The sequence below is a fragment of the Acinetobacter sp. 3657 genome, assembly GCF_031456775.1.
In the GTDB taxonomy this organism is placed as follows: domain Bacteria; phylum Pseudomonadota; class Gammaproteobacteria; order Pseudomonadales; family Moraxellaceae; genus Acinetobacter.
Map to the genome: position 1 here is coordinate 139055 of NZ_JAVDVH010000005.1, position 19213 is coordinate 158267.

23 protein-coding genes are annotated in these 19213 nt (G+C 40.0%); 7 read left to right on the forward strand and 16 right to left on the reverse strand.

Annotated features, from left to right (window positions below; translation table 11 throughout):
- Positions 1-198 precede the first annotated feature (198 nt).
- Positions 199-999, reverse strand: coding sequence for an enoyl-CoA hydratase-related protein (locus J2Y37_RS07760; RefSeq protein WP_349032456.1), 801 nt, complete (start codon positions 997-999; stop codon positions 199-201).
- Positions 1000-1108: 109 nt separating this feature from the next.
- Here J2Y37_RS07760 and J2Y37_RS07765 point away from each other — a divergent pair, with 109 nt between their 5' ends.
- A complete protein-coding gene (locus tag J2Y37_RS07765) occupies positions 1109-1693 on the forward strand; it encodes a nicotinate-nicotinamide nucleotide adenylyltransferase (protein WP_349032457.1) in 585 nt (194 codons plus the stop codon).
- A 4-nt stretch (positions 1694-1697) separates the two neighbouring features.
- Positions 1698-2093 (forward strand): nuclear transport factor 2 family protein, encoded by a 396-nt coding sequence (locus J2Y37_RS07770; protein WP_349032458.1) that lies wholly within the window; start codon positions 1698-1700, stop codon positions 2091-2093.
- Positions 2094-2102: 9 nt separating this feature from the next.
- Here J2Y37_RS07770 and J2Y37_RS07775 read toward each other — a convergent pair whose 3' ends face one another.
- From J2Y37_RS07775 to dapD, 8 genes are all read right to left on the reverse strand, one after another.
- Positions 2103-2465: a glyoxalase superfamily protein gene (locus J2Y37_RS07775; RefSeq protein WP_241323057.1), complete on the reverse strand. Its 363-nt coding sequence runs from the start codon at positions 2463-2465 to the stop codon at positions 2103-2105.
- Positions 2466-2476: 11 nt separating this feature from the next.
- Complete coding sequence (locus tag J2Y37_RS07780) at positions 2477-3046, reverse strand: CAP domain-containing protein (RefSeq protein ID WP_349032459.1); 570 nt, start codon at positions 3044-3046, stop codon at positions 2477-2479.
- Positions 3047-3167: 121 nt separating this feature from the next.
- The gene (locus J2Y37_RS07785) at positions 3168-3632 is read right to left on the reverse strand and encodes a peroxiredoxin (RefSeq protein ID WP_005195834.1); all 465 of its coding nucleotides are present in this window, start codon (positions 3630-3632) and stop codon (positions 3168-3170) included.
- Between the two features lie 10 nt (positions 3633-3642).
- Entirely contained in the window at positions 3643-4332 is a 690-nt protein-coding gene (locus tag J2Y37_RS07790) for a diphthine--ammonia ligase (protein ID WP_349032460.1), read from the reverse strand.
- A gap of 92 nt (positions 4333-4424) precedes the next feature.
- Entirely contained in the window at positions 4425-4841 is a 417-nt protein-coding gene (locus J2Y37_RS07795) for a hypothetical protein (RefSeq protein WP_004668884.1), read from the reverse strand.
- Positions 4842-4863: 22 nt separating this feature from the next.
- A complete protein-coding gene (gene queC / locus J2Y37_RS07800; protein WP_212749527.1) occupies positions 4864-5541 on the reverse strand; it encodes a 7-cyano-7-deazaguanine synthase QueC in 678 nt (225 codons plus the stop codon).
- An 81-nt stretch (positions 5542-5622) separates the two neighbouring features.
- Complete coding sequence (gene queE, locus J2Y37_RS07805; protein WP_241323061.1) at positions 5623-6333, reverse strand: 7-carboxy-7-deazaguanine synthase QueE; 711 nt, start codon at positions 6331-6333, stop codon at positions 5623-5625.
- 96 nt (positions 6334-6429) lie between these two features.
- Entirely contained in the window at positions 6430-7251 is an 822-nt protein-coding gene (dapD, locus tag J2Y37_RS07810) for a 2,3,4,5-tetrahydropyridine-2,6-dicarboxylate N-succinyltransferase (RefSeq protein ID WP_005195842.1), read from the reverse strand.
- A 287-nt stretch (positions 7252-7538) separates the two neighbouring features.
- Between dapD and carO the strand changes: the two genes are divergently transcribed.
- On the forward strand, positions 7539-8288 hold the full coding sequence (carO, locus tag J2Y37_RS07815; protein ID WP_241323062.1) for an ornithine uptake porin CarO: 750 nt from the start codon (positions 7539-7541) through the stop codon (positions 8286-8288).
- Positions 8289-8372: 84 nt separating this feature from the next.
- Here the strand turns inward: carO and J2Y37_RS07820 are convergent, their stop codons facing one another.
- The 6 genes from J2Y37_RS07820 to J2Y37_RS07845 form a co-directional block, all read right to left on the reverse strand.
- A complete protein-coding gene (locus J2Y37_RS07820; RefSeq protein WP_004668874.1) occupies positions 8373-9296 on the reverse strand; it encodes a CysB family HTH-type transcriptional regulator in 924 nt (307 codons plus the stop codon).
- A gap of 79 nt (positions 9297-9375) precedes the next feature.
- Positions 9376-10446, reverse strand: coding sequence for a sulfate ABC transporter ATP-binding protein (gene cysA, locus J2Y37_RS07825; protein ID WP_349032461.1), 1071 nt, complete (start codon positions 10444-10446; stop codon positions 9376-9378).
- Positions 10447-10457: 11 nt separating this feature from the next.
- Complete coding sequence (cysW, locus tag J2Y37_RS07830; RefSeq protein WP_349032462.1) at positions 10458-11336, reverse strand: sulfate ABC transporter permease subunit CysW; 879 nt, start codon at positions 11334-11336, stop codon at positions 10458-10460.
- Complete coding sequence (cysT, locus tag J2Y37_RS07835) at positions 11333-12166, reverse strand: sulfate ABC transporter permease subunit CysT (RefSeq protein WP_349032463.1); 834 nt, start codon at positions 12164-12166, stop codon at positions 11333-11335. The genes cysW and cysT overlap by 4 nt, the downstream gene beginning before the upstream one ends.
- A 72-nt stretch (positions 12167-12238) precedes the next feature.
- The gene (locus tag J2Y37_RS07840) at positions 12239-12841 is read right to left on the reverse strand and encodes an alpha/beta hydrolase (protein WP_349032464.1); all 603 of its coding nucleotides are present in this window, start codon (positions 12839-12841) and stop codon (positions 12239-12241) included.
- A gap of 36 nt (positions 12842-12877) precedes the next feature.
- A complete protein-coding gene (locus J2Y37_RS07845; protein WP_005195849.1) occupies positions 12878-13879 on the reverse strand; it encodes a sulfate ABC transporter substrate-binding protein in 1002 nt (333 codons plus the stop codon).
- 553 nt (positions 13880-14432) lie between these two features.
- On the opposite strand from J2Y37_RS07845, the gene pabC reads away from it, so the two are divergent.
- The 4 genes from pabC to J2Y37_RS07865 all read left to right on the forward strand — a co-directional run bounded on the left by pabC (position 14433) and on the right by J2Y37_RS07865 (position 17521).
- Positions 14433-15245, forward strand: a complete 813-nt coding sequence (gene pabC / locus J2Y37_RS07850; RefSeq protein ID WP_004668868.1) for an aminodeoxychorismate lyase — start codon at positions 14433-14435, stop codon at positions 15243-15245.
- Positions 15246-15247: 2 nt separating this feature from the next.
- Complete coding sequence (gene mltG / locus J2Y37_RS07855; protein WP_349032465.1) at positions 15248-16324, forward strand: endolytic transglycosylase MltG; 1077 nt, start codon at positions 15248-15250, stop codon at positions 16322-16324.
- A complete protein-coding gene (gene tmk / locus J2Y37_RS07860; protein WP_349032466.1) occupies positions 16325-16933 on the forward strand; it encodes a dTMP kinase in 609 nt (202 codons plus the stop codon).
- Positions 16934-17080: 147 nt separating this feature from the next.
- The gene (locus J2Y37_RS07865; protein WP_349032467.1) at positions 17081-17521 is read left to right on the forward strand and encodes a hypothetical protein; all 441 of its coding nucleotides are present in this window, start codon (positions 17081-17083) and stop codon (positions 17519-17521) included.
- A 53-nt stretch (positions 17522-17574) separates the two neighbouring features.
- Here J2Y37_RS07865 and nadB read toward each other — a convergent pair whose 3' ends face one another.
- The gene (nadB, locus tag J2Y37_RS07870; protein ID WP_349032468.1) at positions 17575-19206 is read right to left on the reverse strand and encodes an L-aspartate oxidase; all 1632 of its coding nucleotides are present in this window, start codon (positions 19204-19206) and stop codon (positions 17575-17577) included.
- Positions 19207-19213: the final 7 nt, after the last annotated feature.

Sequence of the window (19213 nt, forward strand, 5' to 3'; positions counted from 1 at the left end):
GTACCAGCGGTCAACAGCGCACGTCAAAGATAAAAAAAAGAAGCTAATTTCCACTTCATGTCCGAGACAATCATGGTTTAGCTTCTTAATTTAAACTTTAACAGATGCTCAAAAAGATATCGAGGTGAAAATCTTACAAATTTCCCTGATGATACATTTTATAAACATCTATTTAGGTTGTTCTTTGTGCAACTGTACTTAATTAAACTGAGAAAAATCAGGCTTACGCTTTTGCATAAAGGCTTGAACTGCTTCCATCATTTCAGGTGAGCGTACACGCTGCATAAAGATTTCTGCTTCTTCATCGACACATGCGATGATTTCAGCGAGGTCTTTTTTCATGAGTGCTTTTGTTTGTTTGATTGAAGCCAATGGTAGAGCAGCTAGATGTTGTGCTGTTTGTTGAGCAGTTGCATATACATCTTCAACCACATCATTCACAAGGTTTGCTTTTATCGCGGTAGCCGCATCAAACTTCTTCGCTGTAAATAATAGCTCAGCAGCTTTTTGATAGCCTGCTTGCTTGACCAGTAAACGACTTGCTGCACCTTCAGGAGACAAACCGAGGCTCACAAATGGAATTTGGAATAGGGCAGTGTTGTCAGCAAATACGAGATCAGCATGGAGTAAAATCGTAACGCCAATACCAATTGCTACACCTTTTACAGCGATAATTAGTGGTTTAGAAAAACGAGCAGCTGCTTTTAATAATACAAACGGTGGTTGATCACCAGCTTTTCCTTCATGTGGCTTTTGAATAAAGCCCATGAAGTCTTTCATATCATTACCCGCAGTAAAGTCTTGTTCTGCACCACGGAAAATGACTACACGAACATTTTTATCCGTATCTGCTTCATCAAATGCTTGTGCAATACAAAGATAAAGCTCACCATAAAGCGCATTTTTAGCTTCTGCGCGGTTAATGGCTAAGGTGAGTACGCCATCTTCTAAATTTGCTTGCAAATGTGGATGAGGTTGTTGAATACAGCTAAGTGTCATCGTACTATCCTTGCTTTAAACCGTCTTGTTAATTTTTAAGTGTTCATTATGTCGCATCTTACTGCAATTTGGTGTAACTGATGAGTTCATAAAAAGTGAATTTCTATTTATGTACAAATTTGACTATCTTGTTTTTATTGGACGCTTTCAGCCATTTCATTTGGCACATATGTTGACCATTGAAATTGCGCTGCGACAAAGTCAGCATGTGGTTCTTGCTTTAGGCTCAGCGCAAGCAGAACGAAATATTAAAAATCCTTTTCTCGCCAGTGAAAGGGAGGCCATGATATTGTCTAATTTTTGTGATGAAGATAAGCAACGCATCCATTTTGTACATGTGATTGATGTTTATAATGATGAAAAATGGGTCAAACAAGTCAAGGATTTGGTTGCTCAAGTGGTTGGCTTAAATGAAAAAGTTGGATTAATCGGTCATTTTAAGGATGAGTCATCTTATTATTTGCAACTGTTTCCTGAGTGGACTATGGTTGAGTTAGAGAGTCTTAAAGCTTCGATGTCAGCAACGCCGATGCGTGAAGCTTACTATCGAGGTGAAATTAAAACTCAAGCTTTCCCAAAAGGAACGATTCAATTTTTAGAAAAATTCCAAAAAACAACCATTTATGCTGCATTACAACAGAAGTTTTTAGCTGGTGATCGCAGTAACTTAGATGTGATAGATCTAGAGGAATAACTAAATGTCTAAGCCAAGTGAGCAAGACCACGCTGACATAGCAGCAATACGATTGCAGTTGCAAAGGTATTTTGATGGTCTATATCGCAGCGATGTGGCTTTACTCAATCAGGTCTTTCATCCAGATGCCGTATATATTTGTGTTACGGATCAGCCCTTACTGAAACTGACGTTAGATGAGTATTTCCCAATCGTTGAACAGCGGATTTCACCTGCTTCAAAACAACAGTTGAGGCAGGATAAGATCATTTCGATCAATATCATCAGTGCAAAAACAGCAATCGCTCATGTTGAATGTGCGATTGAACCGAAATATTTTTATGATGTCTTAACCTTTATCTGTGACAAAGGTGTTTGGAAAATTATAACCAAAGTGTTCGATTATCAAGTGATTGAATAGGTTGAAATGCTAAGCATCTTCCCAAAAAATTAGACGATTAGAAAATGGGTCTGTGATGCTCAGTTCAAGTGTTTCCCAATCCGTTTTTTCAATTTGTGGTTTGGCAAACTTATAGTCTTTTGCATCTAGTTCCGCATGTAGCAAACTTATATTTTCCCAGTAAATACGGATAGCACTGTGTGGACTTGCATCACCAAAATGTTCGGATAAGTGAATAATGCAATCACCTTTAGAAATCTGTAAATAAACAGGGAAGTTATCTCCGAAAGTGTGCTGCCAATCGATGTTAAACCCGAGATAATCCATGTAAAAAGATTGGGCGACTTCGATATTAAAGATACGAAGAATAGGGGTGATTGAACCAGTTTGCATGATTATTCCTTTTAGCGAACACCAAATTGTTGGGTCCAGTAATTGCTTGGTTGCTTTGCTTGGTCAGAGGCGCAAGCGATTGCGTAATCCGTAAATTTGGGGTGCATGATATTGCTACAGTGTACTGGGCTGGTTAGCCATTTTTGGGTAACGTCATTCAGATTCTGATGACCACGCGCTACATTTTCGCCACCACCACGACCTTTGAATTGAGATTGTTTTAACCGCGCTTTTAGATCGAGTCCTGTGCTACTGACGTGCCCTAAGAAATTATGATTCGTCATATCTTTGCTGTGAGCAAAGGCATTTTGATATAACGGATTATTCCAAACTAAAGGTGCAGCGGCAGGGAAATGTTGTTGTCCACATTGGCGGGGCTGTTTTCGAATTTCATTGATCGCATTCAGCATTGCTTGTTGAAAGGCTGGATTTGATAAATCTTGACAACTGATTTCGGTGCTTGATTTTTGAGTTTGTGGGATGGATGCTGCGGTCGTTTGAGGAATACTGGATGAACTGGCACTACATGCAGTGAGCAGAATAAAAACAGGTGCTTGAATAAATGATTTTAGATGATTCATTGGTCAGCCCTTACTATAATTATTGTCATGTTTTGATCATAAGCTAAGCGCACGATATTGCATAATTCTCTTTAAAAAATAAAGTGAGCCGCAGACTCACTTTATGATAACGCTATCAAATTTATTGAGCAGCTTGTAGTGCTTTTAAATCCTCAAGCACTTGTTCCGCATGTCCAGCAGCTTTGACTTTTCGGTAGCTTTTTACCAATTGCTGATTATGGAAAATAAACGTTGAGCGCTCGATGCCCATAACTTGTTTGCCATACATGTTCTTTTCTTTGATCACATCAAAGTGTTTGCACAGCACTTCTTCTTTATCGCTAATTAGGTTAATCGTGAGTGCTTGTTTCTCTGTAAAATTCTGATGTGCTTTTACAGAGTCACGTGATACTCCGATAATTTGACAATTCAACGCATCAAACTGATCTTTCAAGCAAGAGAAGCCGACTGCTTGAGTGGTACAGCCCGGTGTTGAATCTTTTGGATAGAAATATAAAACCAACCATCCATTTGCGAGTTCAGCTAAATTAATTTCACCTTGCGTTGTTGGGAATGTGTGATTCGGTAGTTGGATATTCTCAGACATTTTTCATCCTTCAATCTATTTGATCTAATTCGAGTGGTAAAAAAGCATATTCCTCATGATAAACAATATTGCCCTGACGTACAGGAATAGCTTTGTTAAAAATTGGACCATCAATCACAGTCGTATGAAACTCACCACCTTCGCCGCAAGGATCGATACCTCTATTTTCTAATGCTTGGATATATTCTAAGGTTAAGATTTGCCCCAAATCTTCAATCTGCATACCGAGTTTGAGATTTACAGTGACGATGATACTGCGGAAGCCAAGGCAGATAAATTCTTCAACCACCTCTTTGTGCGGGCGTAACCAAAGAGGCATGCCGAGTTTTAGACCGACTTGCTGTGTTACACGATCATGCCAGCAACCATGTTGAGGCATATCTAAATCGCCTGTAACAAGCACTTCAGCACCTTGTTGCTTGGCTTGATTGAGCAGTTCTATAAATTTGTTTTCATAGTCAGTCCAACTTGAAGATGCCATGAAAACTGGCAAACCAATCGCATCGGCTTGGGCTTGAATCACATCAAGGGGCATAGCATGCGAGCGAGAACGTTGTCCTTGTTCTTCTAACATAACGATTAATCCAGTCACCGTGCCTGTTTGCATCGCATGGTACAACGCCAGTGAGCTATCTTTGCCACCACTAAATGAGACAATGCATTGGCTGTTATGGGTATTGGTTTTCCACTGATCCTGCATGATGTCATTCAACTTATTTAAAGATAAGTGGATTTTAGCAGAGCTATAAAAAAGCCTGCATAAAATGCAGGCTTTCTTCTAACAATAAGAGCTTATTTTTTCGGCGCTTGTTGTTGAGCAGCTTTCATTGCTTCTTCAGTGAGCTTTTCTAACTTGCTTACAAGTGGCGCACCTAAGCAGTTTTGCAATTCTTTATTTTGCTGTTGTACAAAAGCTAAAGAACTTGGGCTTTTCTTGGCATTAATTGCACTTTGAATTTCCCATTTTTGCGCTTCGGTTACTTTTCCTTGAGCATCAATCTGACAGCCACAGAACTTGCTTACTTCTGCTGCTGTAAGTTTACCGCCTTTAGCAGTTTGATCTTTACATACATTGACCAATCCTGCTTTAACATTGGTACTTTTATATGCAGCTTCAAGAGGATTAGTATTTGCATGTGTCGCTGTCGCAACTAAAGCAGCAGCAGACATCATGGTAGAAAGAATAAGATTTGATTTTAAAAACTTCATATATATGTACCTAATTATTACCCTATATCGTCTGTTCAGTATAACGCGTAGGATCCGCAATACCTGCCTCGATAAAACCTTGATGACGTAAACGGCAACTGTCGCATTTGCCACACGCACGTCCTTGAGCATCTGCTTGATAGCAGGATACCGTTTGACTGTAGTCTACGCCATGTTCGATCCCTAAGCGTATAATATTCGCTTTGGATAAATGTAACAAAGGTGTTTCAATTTTAAGGGGTTTTCCTTCAACGCCAGCTTTTGTTGCGAGACGAGCAAGATTGGCAAAAGCGTCAATAAATTCTGGGCGACAGTCAGGATATCCTGAATAATCAACAGCATTGACTCCAATCACAATGGCTTCAGCGTCAAAAACTTCGGCTGCAGCGAGGGCATAAGATAAGAAAATGGTGTTACGTGCTGGAACATAAGTTACAGGAATACCTTCTTGTAATTGTTCTGGTATATCAATGTTGTGATCTGTAAGTGCAGACCCGCCTAGATTACCTAAATCAATATTAATCACACGATGTTCTACACCAGCACTTTGTGCAAGTGTTCTCGCCGCATCAAGTTCTGTGGTAGAGCGTTGCCCATACATAAAGCTTATGGCAACACATTCATAGCGAGCTTGTGCCCAAGCAAGGCACGTTGTTGAGTCTAAGCCGCCAGATAATAATACGATGGCACGTGAACGCATATTATTTTCCATGATTCAACCTAAAGATAAATTTATGACACTTCTCATTTTGAAAGTATAAGAAGTACGACGAGAGAGATTTTAACGACCAGATTCATCATTCCATAACAGTTTATGTAACTGGAGTTGGAAACGAACGGGGAGATGGTCATCTAAAATCCACTGCGCTAAATCACGCGCAAAAGCGGGTAAAACAGCAGCACCTTTTTCAACTGCGAAAGCAGGAGAGAACCACACTGTACTTACTTTCGTTTGTAGCTGGAACTGTTCAAGTTGTTGCTTTGACCATTCATAATCAGCGCGATTACAGATCACAAATTTGATCTGATCATGCTGGGTTAAATAGTCAAAATTGCTGAATAAATTACGATGATCTTCTTTAGATGTTGGTGTTTTTAAATCGAGCACTTTTGAAACACGAGGATCGACTTTAGAGACATCTAAAGCGCCACTGGTTTCTAGAGAAACTTCAAAACCAAGATCACATAAGCGTTGTAATAAGATCAAACAATTCGGTTGTGCAAGCGGTTCACCACCTGTGACACAAATATAAGGTGTTTTGAATTGGTTAGCCGTTTCGATGATATGTTCAAGGGATAAACGCTCGCCACCTTCAAAAGAGTAAGTGGTATCACAATAGCTGCAACGTAATGGACAGCCTGTTAAGCGAATAAAAACAGTGGGTAGACCAAAAGTATTCGCTTCGCCTTGCAAAGAATAAAAAATCTCGGTAATGCGTAAACCAGCCGCAGGGTCAGAGACAGGAATTGCAGAAGAACGTAAGGAAGCCATATAATCAGAACCACACCATATAAAAGAACAAAATCTCTACGACCATGACTGATCGTAGAGACGCAAGACGACTAAAGTTGCGTAATAGGGATTAAATTAGTCAGCGCGTAATAAGTCGTTTAGACTTGTTTTAGCGCGAGTTTTTGCATCTACTTTTTTCACGATGATCGCAGCGTAAAGGCTGTATGTACCGCACTTAGATGGAAGGCTGCCCGCAACCACAACAGAACCTGCTGGTACGCGGCCATAATGTACTTCACCAGTTTCACGATCAAAGATTTTTGTCGACTGACCAATGAAAACACCCATTGAAATGACTGAGCCTTCTTCAACAATGACGCCTTCAACGATTTCTGAGCGCGCACCGATAAAGCAGTTGTCTTCAATGATTGTTGGATTTGCTTGTAATGGTTCTAAAACACCACCGATACCTACGCCACCTGACAAGTGAACATTTTTACCGATTTGAGCACATGAACCTACAGTTGCCCAAGTATCTACCATGGTGCCTTCATCTACATAAGCACCAATGTTGACATAAGAAGGCATTAACACGACGTTTTTCGCTTGGAAGCTACCACGACGCGCAACAGCAGGTGGTACGACACGAACACCAGCAGCTTTAAACTGTTCTTCAGTCCAGCCTGAGTATTTGGTTGCGACTTTGTCATAAAAACGAAGATCACACGCTTCGATTGGCGTATTGTCATTCAGCTTAAATGAAAGTAAAACTGCTTTTTTTAACCATTGGTGGACAACCCACTCACCATCGATCTTTTCAGCAACACGAAGTGTACCGTTGTCTAAACCAGTCAATGCTTCTTCAACAGCTTGACGGATTTCGGTAGGGCAATCCGCTGCACTATAGTTGGCACGGTCTTCAAATGCTTGCTCAATGATTGTAGAAAGCTGAGACATGATCTTCCTTCTTCCAAAAAAATTTTGTTGATTTTACACTAGTTTGAACCAAGAATCTTTGAAAAAAGTTGTTACAATAAAATGATTAAAATTTATGCAATATGTTTGTCATAAAATGAAATATATTGTTTTTTATAAATTATTTCCAAATACACAATTATGTCTAATTTGTATCAAAAAATAACAAAAAGTAATCATTTTTTGTATAAAAACATAGCGATCAATCCTTTATGATGCAATCACAGAAACAATTATATTTAAGAAAAGTATTTTTTAAGGAGACTTCGATGAAAACTTTACGCGTTATGTTAGCGGCTGGTGTATTAACAGCAATTGCAGGTACTGCTTTTGCAGATGAGCAAATTGTTAAAGAATCAGCTTATGGATTACCTTCTTACTTAGCTCCAGTTTCAGTTCGTGCTGAAGTTGGTACGACTGGTTATGGTGGTGCGATTTCTTACCGTGTCAATCCATACGTTGGTGTAACTTTAGGTTATAACGGCGGTGATATTTCTTGGTCTGACGATATCAAAATCGATGGGACTAAGTATGATATAGATATGGATAACAATAACACCTACTTAAATGCTGAGATTTATCCATGGGGTGCAAATGAGAATGCATTTGCTCGTGCTCTTTATGTAGCAGCAGGTGTTGCATATCTAGACAATGACTATGATCTGCAAAAACGCACATCGGCTGGCCGTACATTAAGTATTAATAACAATGATTATCAGGTCGTTAATGCAAATCAAGAGGGTGGTGTAAATGGTAAAATGTCATATAAAAATGATATTGCTCCTTACCTAGGCTTAGGTTTGAATGCACCAGTTTATAAGAACCTTGGCTTGTTTGGAGAGGTTGGTGCATATTACACGGGTAATCCAGATGTGAAACTTACTGCATATAACTTAGAGGGTGTTACTGGAGCTAAACCAATTGACCAAGCTGTAGCAGATGAGCAAAATAAAATTGCTAATAAAGGTCGCTACGAATGGATGCCAGTTGCTAAAGTTGGTGTGAGCTTCAAGTTCTAATCCATCTATTCAACATAAAAAAACGAGCTTTATGCTCGTTTTTTTATGTTTGATTATTTTCTAAATAACAAGAGACTTATGCTGTTACTCTTCAGGATAAGCAACTTTCTTTAGCGTTTTGATATCGGTTTCTGGTGAGCATAAAGAAATAAACTCATAGCCATAGCCTCGAAGCAAATGCCCTTTGCGGACTGCAATCCACGTGGTATTGACACCAAAAATATCGGTTTGAATCTGTTGTAAACGGTGGTCACGCTCAGCATCATAAGCCACAGCATTGACGATCCCAACGCCCATATTCATCTCAACATAGGTTTTAATGACATCGGCATCCAGCGCTGACATGACGATATCAGCATGTAATTGTGCATCATCAAAGGCTTTATCAATTTTAGAACGTCCTGTAAAACCGCCATGATAAGTGATCAATGGATACTCAGCCAAAAGCTCTAGACTAATTTTATCGAGTTTGGCTAATGGGTGGTCTTTCGGGGTAATGATGCTGTGATGCCATTCATAATAAGGTACGCTGGCTAAGTTTTCTTCTGTGGTTAAGGACTCTGTAGCGATCCCGATATCAGCTTCACCTTGAAGCAACATCTCTGCGATTTCAACTGGACTGGCTTGTTGTAAAACCAAATGAACTTTGGGGAATAGCTTTTTAAATTGATTGACGATAGGGGGGAGTACATAGCGTGCTTGGGTATGTGTAGTCGCAATAGTAAGTGTGCCTTCATCGACTTTATTAAAGTCATCGGCCAGACGTTTAATATTGTCTGCATCGACCAACATCCGTTCAACGATATTAAGTAATGATAAACCTGGCTCAGTGAGACCAAGTAAGCGCTTCCCCTTACGCACAAAAAGTTGTACACCTAATTCATCTTCTAAATCTTTAATGTGTTTACTGACACCTGATTGGGAGGTATAGAGTGCCGCAGATGCTTCAGTTAAATTAAAGTTTTGGCGAACAGTTTCTCGAATAATTCTGAGCTGTTGAAAGTTCATAAAAGTTTTTCCTTATCTCTAAATTCCCCACTTTTAAGAAGAGGGGGAGCTGCGGTTACAGCAGCACAAGGGAGATTTTTTAAGCGACTTGCGTCGTTTGATCTGCAAATAAGTGAAATTGAGCTGCACTAATCCAAACCGTTTGATTTGGTCTGAATTGATGCAAATTCGCCTCTTCTACAGTTAATAAAATTTCAATGCTATGTCCACTGCGATCTTGTAATTCAGCCACGACTTTACCAGCAATCCACACTTCACGTAAGAATGTTGCCTCAATTGTATTTGGCTGAGCTTGGGTGTGAATATGTAATTCATTTGGTCGTGCAAATGCAATGACTTTTCCTTGCGGCGCTTCCAATGCAGTTGGTAACTGAATACGATCATCACCGATACGGATAATACCGCTGGTATGTTCGCCTTCAAAACGATTTGCTTGACCCAAGAAATCAAAAACAAAGGGAGTTGCGGGTTGGTCATAAACTTCACGTGGTGAACCGATTTGTTCCACATCACCTTTATTCATCACGATGATCTGATCCGCAACTTCCAAAGCTTCCTCTTGATCGTGCGTCACAAAGATCGAAGTGATATGTAGTTCATCATGCAATGCACGTAACCAACGACGGAGTTCTTTACGCACTTTAGCATCTAATGCGCCGAAAGGTTCATCTAGCAATAACACACGCGGTTCAACCGCCAAAGCACGAGCAAGCGCAATACGTTGCCGTTGACCACCAGAGAGTTGCGCAGGATAACGGTCTGCTAAGAAGCCCAGTTGCACAAGGTCGAGTAGGCGAGTGACACGTTTTTTTATTTCTGCTTCTGATGGTCGAGTCGAACGGGGGCGAACCCTTAAACCAAAGGCAATATTGTCAAATACCGTCATGTGGCGGAACAACGCATAGTGTTGAAATACAAAACCGACTTGACGCTCACGCACATGCGTATTGGTTGCGTCTTCACCTTCAAGCAGAACTTGACCGCCGTCAGCCGATTCTAAACCTGCGATGATGCGTAGAAGTGTGGTTTTACCACAACCAGAAGGACCCAAAAGCGCAACCAACTGACCTTCAGGAAAGTCTAGAGATATATTTTTTAGCGCATGGAATGCACCAAAGTGTTTTTCAATATTTTTAACTTGAATACTCATAAGTTCATTCCTTAAGGATTTGCTTGGTGTGCTTGCTCTTGGCGTATTTCCAACCAAGTTTTTAAGATCAAGGTGATGATTGCTAAAAATGCCAATAATGAAGACACCGCAAATGCAGCACTAAAGGTATATTCGTTGTAGAGAATCTCAACGTGTAACGGTAAGGTATTGGTTTCACCGCGAATGTGCCCTGAAACCACAGACACCGCGCCAAACTCACCCATGGCACGGGCATTACACAGAATCACGCCATAGATCAAACCCCATTTAATATTTGGCAGTGTTATTTTCCAGAAGGTTTGCCAGCCTGAAGCACCGAGTACAATGGCGGCTTCTTCTTCCTCTGTTCCTTGTGCTTCCATCAGTGGAATCAATTCACGCGCAACGAATGGTACGGTAATAAAAATAGTGGCTAAAACAATTGCAGGTACGGCATAGAGGACTTTGATGTCATGATCCATTAACCAGCCACCGATCCAGCCTTGCGAACCAAAAATTAAAACGATCATCAAACCTGCAATTACTGGTGAAACCGAAAAAGGCATATCAATAATCGTGGTTAATATGGCTTTACCACGGAACTGGAATTTCGCCACAGACCATGCTGCTGCAACACCAAACACCACATTTATCGGTACGGCTATCGCTGCTGTGAGTAAAGTCAGCTTTACTGCTGATAATGTGTCTGGATCAATTAAAGCATTGAGGTAGACTTCGATACCTTGTTTAAATGCCTCAACAAAAACCAAAATGAGTGGCAGGATTAAACAGCTCAAGAAGAAAATCAGTGCCACCACAATCAGGCTGTAACGCACCCACGCAGGTTCACGGGTAGCATCTCGTGTTTGCAACTTAATTGCTAAGGTATCGCTAGTGTTGTTTAAGCTCATTGTGCAACTCTCCCTGTACGGCGGCTCGCCCATGCTTGTACTAAGTTGATCAAGAATAAGATGGCAAAAGAGAGCAGCAGCATGACGACTGCAATGGTGGTCGCACCGGCATAATCATATTCTTCTAAACGAGAAATAATCATCAGCGGTGCGATCTCCGTTTTATAAGGCATATTGCCTGCAATGAAAATCACTGAACCATATTCACCAACACCACGTGCAAAGGCGAGTGCAAAACCTGTCAGTAGGGCAGGAAATAAAATCGGCAAAATGATTTTGGTAATGGTTTGCCAACGATTTGCGCCCAAAGCAGAAGCTGCTTCTTCTAGTTCAGTTTCAATATCACTCAGCACTGGCTGCACGGTACGGACCACGAAAGGTAAACCAATAAAAATTAATGCGAGGGTAATACCTATTGGGGTATAGGCGACCTGAATTCCTAATGGTTCAAGATATTGTCCAATCCATCCATTTTTTGAGTAGAGAGACGTAAGGGCGATACCTGCGACAGCAGTAGGTAGCGCAAATGGCAAATCCACTAAAGCATCGACTAATCTTTTACCGGGAAAGCTGTAGCGAACCAAACACCAAGCCAGCAACAAACCAAATACCACATTTACAAATGCAGCGATCAGTGCAGCACTAAAGCTGAGTTGTAAGGATTTTAGAATCCGTTCTGAGGTTAAAATTTCCCATAAACCATCCCATCCAATCCCAAAAGATTTGATAAAGACAGCAGATAAAGGAATAAGCACAATTAAAGACACGTAAGCGAGGGTAAAGCCTAATGACAGACCAAACCCAGGCAGCACTCGGGAACGCTGCGACATGATATTTCCTCAAAGAGAAATGTTTGCTAAAACAAGTAAATAAGCTAAATATAAAAATACAGGGAGCTATGGCTAGGCAAATTTCACATTAAAATTCGACTGATGCATTCGAGATACTGGCTGTATGTTTTTTTCAGACGACAAATAGTTGAAAATTTCAGGAAATGGACCAAATCCAGATGCGACATTGACATGACCAACAGGACCTAAATTGATCGGTGTGAGCCTCCATGCTTGTGCGAGTTGTAGTGCATCGACATAGTTCAACCAAGGATCATTTTCACTGATCAATAATGTCGTTGGCACGTCTATATTGAGTTGATAGAAATACTGTTTATAGTCTGTCAAGCTATGGCGTGCAAAACCACTTTCACCGAAACGAGCTGGATTTGCAGGCGCGACCAGAACTAGATTTTTCACCTTTGCTTTAAGTTCAGGATGTTCTGCAAGTGCTGCAACACTGGTGAGGCAACCAAAGCTATGTGCAACGATTTGTATTGGTGCTTTGATCTCTGCCACGGTTTTGACAAATTGACTCACCCATTCACTTAATACTGGTCGATCCCAATATTTCTGTTGAACGCGAGAGCTAGACACGAGTTGCTGTTGTAACCAAGACTGCCAATGCTGTACTTCGCTACCGCCTACACCAGGAACAATGAGGGTATGAGTCATGTCTGCTCTCCTTCAAATTTCTTTGAAAAGTAATTCTTATCGACTATTTGCCTTGACGATCTGATCAAAGATGCCGCCGTTCTCAAAATGCTGCTTCTGCACTTTGCTCCAGCCGCCAAACTCTTTATCAATGGTGACGAGTTTCAGTGGCTTAAATACAGTTTGATATTTCTTCAATACATCGGCATTGCGAGGTCTGTAGAAATGACGAGCAGCAATGTCTTGACCCGCTGGTGAATAGAGGTAATTTAAATAACCACGTGCGATTTGCAGATTGCCGTTTTTAGTCGCATTTTTTTCTACAACTGCAACAGGAGGTTCGGCCAAAATCGACAATGAAGGAGTAATAATTTCAAACTTATTCGGTTGTTCACGCACAGCTAAATAAGCTTCATTTTCCCAAGCCAGTAAAACATCGCCAATACCGCGTTCTGCAAATGTTGTGGTTGCGCCACGAGCACCTGAATCAAGAACTTTGGTTTGTTTATAAATTTGACGGACAAAGTCCTGCGCTTTGGTATCATTGCCGCCTTTTTGGTGTTTTGCCCAAGCCCAAGCAGCTAGATAGTTCCAGCGAGCACCACCCGATGTTTTTGGATTTGGTGTGATGATTTCTACACCGGGTTTCACTAGATCACCCCAATCTTTAATCTGTTTAGGGTTGTCTTTACGAACGAGAAAGACAATGGTAGAGGTGTAGGGTGTTGAGTTATTTGGCAGTTTCTTTTGCCAATCATTTGGAAGCAGTTTGGCATTTTTTGCAATTTCATCAATATCAGCAGCCAAAGCTAAAGTCACCACATCGGCATTGAGACCGTCAATGACTGCACGTGCTTGTTTACCTGAACCACCGTGAGATTGTTTGAAGTTGATGTCTTGACCAGTGCGTTGTTTCCAAAAGCTACCAAATTGTTTATTAAAATCTGTGTATAGCTCACGTGTTGGATCGTAAGAGACATTTAAAAAATCTTGGGCTGCCAAGCTAGATGCTGAAAGTAAAGCGGCTAAAAGACCGACTTTGAGTTGAGATAAACGCATAAAAACCCCTTAAAATTGCATAAGCATTTAGAATATGGATGCAGCATAACGCTGGTTTTTTTGCAAAAAAAATAATTAAAAACGCATTTGATATGAAAAATATAGAAATAGATTAAAGAGATAAGCTATGCTGAATTTTTGATAAATAAGAAAATATTAGTTTTTGAATTTTTTTATTTAATTTTTTAAAATCAATATTTTATTTTGCATAAAAACTATGATTGTTATTAATTATTCAAAATAATTTAATGATCATAACGGAGTAATACTGGATTCTTCTCCAATTTTAGGATAAGCAACTACGTCTTGCACTTCAGTTGAAATATATTTCAACTTCGTTCAGGCTCGACCTGAGAAGCGACTAAAGCTTCGCAAGTGTTTTGGCAAAAGTAGGCAAAACCATTGTCATCTGCAAAACCTGTTCACTTCTTTCATCTTTCTAATTTTATTGCAAAAACATTATAGTGTTGATACCACGCAGGTCGCAGATGACGTTTCCGAGTACCAAATTTAAGGGTATTATTTAAAGAGTAAATCTAGGTTGTACTCAACGATGCAATGTTATAAAAATGGACAGTTGATTGATTCGATCCCTTTACTTGATCGGGCATTTCATTATGGTGATGGTTGCTTTACTACAGCACGAATGTTCCAAAATCATTTTGAACTCAAAGAACAACATTTGGCACGCTTAAGATTGGCTTGCCAGCGCTTAGGTTTAGATGCTGATTTGTCTCAGATTGAGGCTTCACTTGAAAAATTAAAACAACAATATGCAAATTTAAGTGGCACTTTAAAAATCGTAATTAGCCGTGGTGAAGGGGATCGTGGCTATAGTTTACCTTTACATGCTGCCGATCTTTATGTGTGGTATTACCCGAGAGCAACACAAGTTTTTCAACCTGAGTGGATTGAAAGTGGCGTGTTAAATCATACGATGGGCTTAAATATGCCGCATCTCGTTGGATTGAAAACCCTCAATCGTTTAGAACAGGTTTTACTGAAACAAGAGGCTGATCAACGCGGTTGGCTTGAAGCATTGGTCAGTGATGTACAGGGCTATGTTGTTGAAGGGGTGAGCAGTAATTGTTTTATTCGTATAAATGATCGATGGATTACCCCAGAACTTCGTTATAATGGCGTCCACGGTGTGATGCGAGCCAAAATCTTATCAAGAATGCAGCAGTACGATGTGGCATGTGAGCAACGTTGTATGGGCATTGATGAAGTTGATCGTATTCAAAACCTATTTTTTTGTAATGCATTGCATCCGATGAAGGCGGTTGTTCGATTCAATGATCGAGCTTTCGAGCAACAACCTTATCTTGATTTATTTGAAACTTTAAAACTTAGCCAGATTGATTAAATATGCCAAAGCCACCGAACCCAAGCAAAAGTAAGAAAAAACCAAAAGCTAAACCGAAATTTAGATTTACGTTTAAAGCATTTTTATTGGCCATCTGCATTTTTATTTTGGTGGTTTTTGGTGTTGTATGGGCAAATTTATTTAAGCCGTATCCATTAGACAGTAAAAAACAATTATTGGTGATTTCATCTGGTGACACCTATTCAAAATTTATTGATCGCTTAGCCCAAGATCAAAAGGTGAGTTTTCCGATTATTTTAAAGCTTTACCAGAAGTTTATGATACATGACAGTATGAAAGCTGGAGTGTATGAGCTTACGCGGGGCATGAGTGTTCGTCAGGTTTTGGAAATGCTGGCCAATGCAGATAATGCGCAAATGAATCGAATCTTAGTTATCGAAGGTACGAATTTTAAGCAGTTGGTGCAGAAGCTAAAAAATGATCCGAATGTCACCAAGACGATTTTAGATTTACCGCAAGATCAATTGTTAAAAGCTTTAGATATTTCTTATTCTCACCCTGAAGGTCTATTTGCTCCTGATACTTATTTTTTTGCTAAAGGTGAAACAGACAAGAAGATTTTGACGGATTTATATCGTCGTCAGATGAAAGCATTGGATGAGGCGTGGGCAAATAAGGCGGCTAATCTGCCGTATAAAAATAAATACGAAGCGTTAATCATGGCTTCGATTATTGAAAAAGAAACCAGTTTGGATAGTGAGCTTCAACAGGTTTCGGGTGTATTTGTACGCCGTTTAAAAATAGGTATGCGTCTACAAACGGACCCAACGGTTATCTATGGTATGGGTGATAACTATAAAGGTAATATCACACGTAATGATTTGCGTACTCCAACGGCATATAACACTTATACGATCAATGGTTTACCACCAACACCGATTGCATTGCCAAGTAAAAAAGCGATTGAAGCAGCGATGCATCCAGATGATGCGGAAAATCTTTATTTTGTTGCAACAGGAACGGGTGGACATAAGTTCACAACCAATTTGCAAGATCATAACCGAGCCGTTCAAGAGTATTTGGTGGTTTTACGTGCCAAGAGGCAGGAGCAAGAGTAAATGTTTATTAGCTTTGAAGGCACAGAAGGTGTAGGCAAAACCACGTTGATTCGTAAGATTCATCAGTATTTTGAGCAGCAAGGTAAACAGGTGGTGTTGACTCGTGAGCCGGGTGGCACGCCTTTGGCTGAACAGATTCGTTCATTATTATTGGCGGTGAATCATGATGAGCAAATGAGTCATGATACTGAGCTATTATTGATTTACGCGGCACGTGCTCAACATCTACAACAAGTGATTTTACCTGCATTGGATGCTGGAAAAATTGTTTTAAGTGATCGTTTTACCGATGCAAGTTTTGCTTATCAGTGTTCTGGGCGTGGTTTGAGTCAGGAAAAGTCGCAACTGTTGAATCAAACTTTTGTGGCGAAAATGCCTAATATTACCTTTTGGTTGGATGCACCAATTGAGTTGGGCATGACCCGTGCGCGAGAACGTGGTGCCTTGGATCGTTTTGAGCAAGAGAAATTGGGTTTCTTTGCTAAAGTTCGTGCAGGTTATGAGACCTTGTGGCAAGCAGAGCCGGAACGGATCAAACGTTTGGATGCAACACAGAATGCGGATGTTGTGTTTGAAGAAGCGTTGAATTATGTAAAAAATTCCGTTTAAGACTATTTTACATTGTTTTTTAAAAGATGGAGTTGTTAATTTAAGATTATGTTTTTTATATTAACAACTGCTTCTTTTAAATTTTTATTAAGTGGAATTTGAGTGTTATAATTCTTTTGCTTAAGCATTTTAAATAAGTAGAATTTTATGAAAAAACAAAATTTCTTATTAATAGTTTTTTTACTATTTACAATGACAAACGCCTACTCTGAAATTGATCAAAAGATATTGGGTGATACAGTTAAAAAAATGAGTATGTATGAACATGAAGTTGATTTAAATGAAGATAGGCAAACATTTAGTACCTATATTGCACCAGTTAAAGTTAGTACTAAGCAAGAATTTGATTATGTGAAACAGTTGCTTAATCAAGCTGATGTTTTATCTGGATTAATAAATGTTAAATACTCTTTGTGCAATCAAATTGGTGTGCAATATTCATATCTAGATTTTTTGAAAATGAATAGGAAAATTGATCAAAAAAGAACTGATATAGAAGTAAAAATAACGGAATCTCATATTAAGGGCTATAGTAGTTTATTTAAAGCACAAACAGGGAAAATGTGTAGTGATTTGAAAAGAAGGTAGGTTATATTTTGGATTACATTATGTTTATGTAATGCAATCCAAAAATATTTGTATCACTCATTCACCAACGGTTGTTCCACTTTAAAGTTTGGTGGAGTCAACACTGTCTTGCGAATTTCATTAGAAAGCTCAGGATAATCCAGCGTGTAATGCAAGCCACGTGATTCTTTACGCTCCATCGCACAACGTACAATCATTTCAGAAACCAAAACCAAATTACGCAATTCGATCAAGTTCTTACTGACACGATAATCTCGATAGTATTCATTAATTTCACGTTTCAACATTTCAATACGATGTAAAGCACGTTGTAAACGCTTAGTCGTACGAACAATACCGACATAGTTCCACATGGTTGAACGTAGTTCATCCCAGTTTTGTAGGATGACCACATCTTCATCTGCATCGGTCACTTGAGATTCATCCCAAGAGGGTACATCTGGAAATTCAAAGCTTGTGTTGTGTTTGCTCTGAATATCTTCTGCCGCACTCATACCATAGACAAAGCATTCAAGCAGTGAGTTGCTCGCCATACGGTTTGCGCCGTGTAAACCTGTATAAGAGGTTTCACCAATCGCATATAGACCATCGAGATCCGTTTGGCTATGTTCATCGACCATCACTCCACCACAGGTATAGTGCGCTGCTGGAACCACAGGAATCATGTCTTTGGTAATATCAATCCCCAGCTCAAGCAAACGAGCATAGAGTGTAGGGAAGTGTTCAGTAATAAATTCAGGTGTCTTGTGTGTGATGTCCAACCAAACATGGCGGATACCGAGGCGCTTGATTTCATGGTCGATCGTACGCGCCACAATATCACGTGGTGCAAGTTCAGCACGTTCGTCAAAACGCAACATAAAACGTTCACCATCTGGCAGACGTAAATATGCACCTTCACCACGCATCGCTTCAGTAATTAAGAAAGAACGCGCTTTCGGATGATATAAACAGGTTGGATGGAATTGGTTAAATTCCATATTGGCAACACGGCAACCTGCACGATAGGCCATTGCAATACCATCACCTGTTGCGATATCAGGATTTGAAGTATACAGATACGCTTTCATCGCACCACCACAAGCTAAAGCTGTGAATGGGGCTAAGAAGGTATGAACTTGTTCGGTATTTTCATTTAAGGCATATAAACCAATCGCGCGATTGGTTTGATCTTGATGACCCAGTTTGTGCAGCGTAATAAGATCAATCGCAATATAATCTTCAAAAATTGTAATGTTTTCGCGTTCTTGTGCGCGTTCAACCAAGGTCGTTGAAATGGCCTTACCTGTCGCGTCGGCGGAGTGAATAATACGACGTTGAGAATGTCCGCCTTCACGAGTGAGATGAAGTTGTTCATCATCATCTAAAGTGAATTGCACGCCTTGCTTCAGGAGGAAATCAACAGAAGGCTTACCACCTTCAACCGTATGTTTGACTGCATCTAATTCACATAGATACCCGCCTGCAATCATTGTGTCATTAATATGTTGTTGAATAGAGTCTGTTTCGTCTAAGACCGCAGCAACCCCACCTTGTGCATAGAAAGTGCTCGCTTCTGTTAAAGCTGCTTTTGCTAAAATGGCAATGTTGTAATGACTTGGTAAAGAGAGTGCAAGACTTAAACCTGCACCGCCACTGCCCACAATAATCACATCAAAATGGTGAATTGCTTTTAAATCAGGCATGTCGATC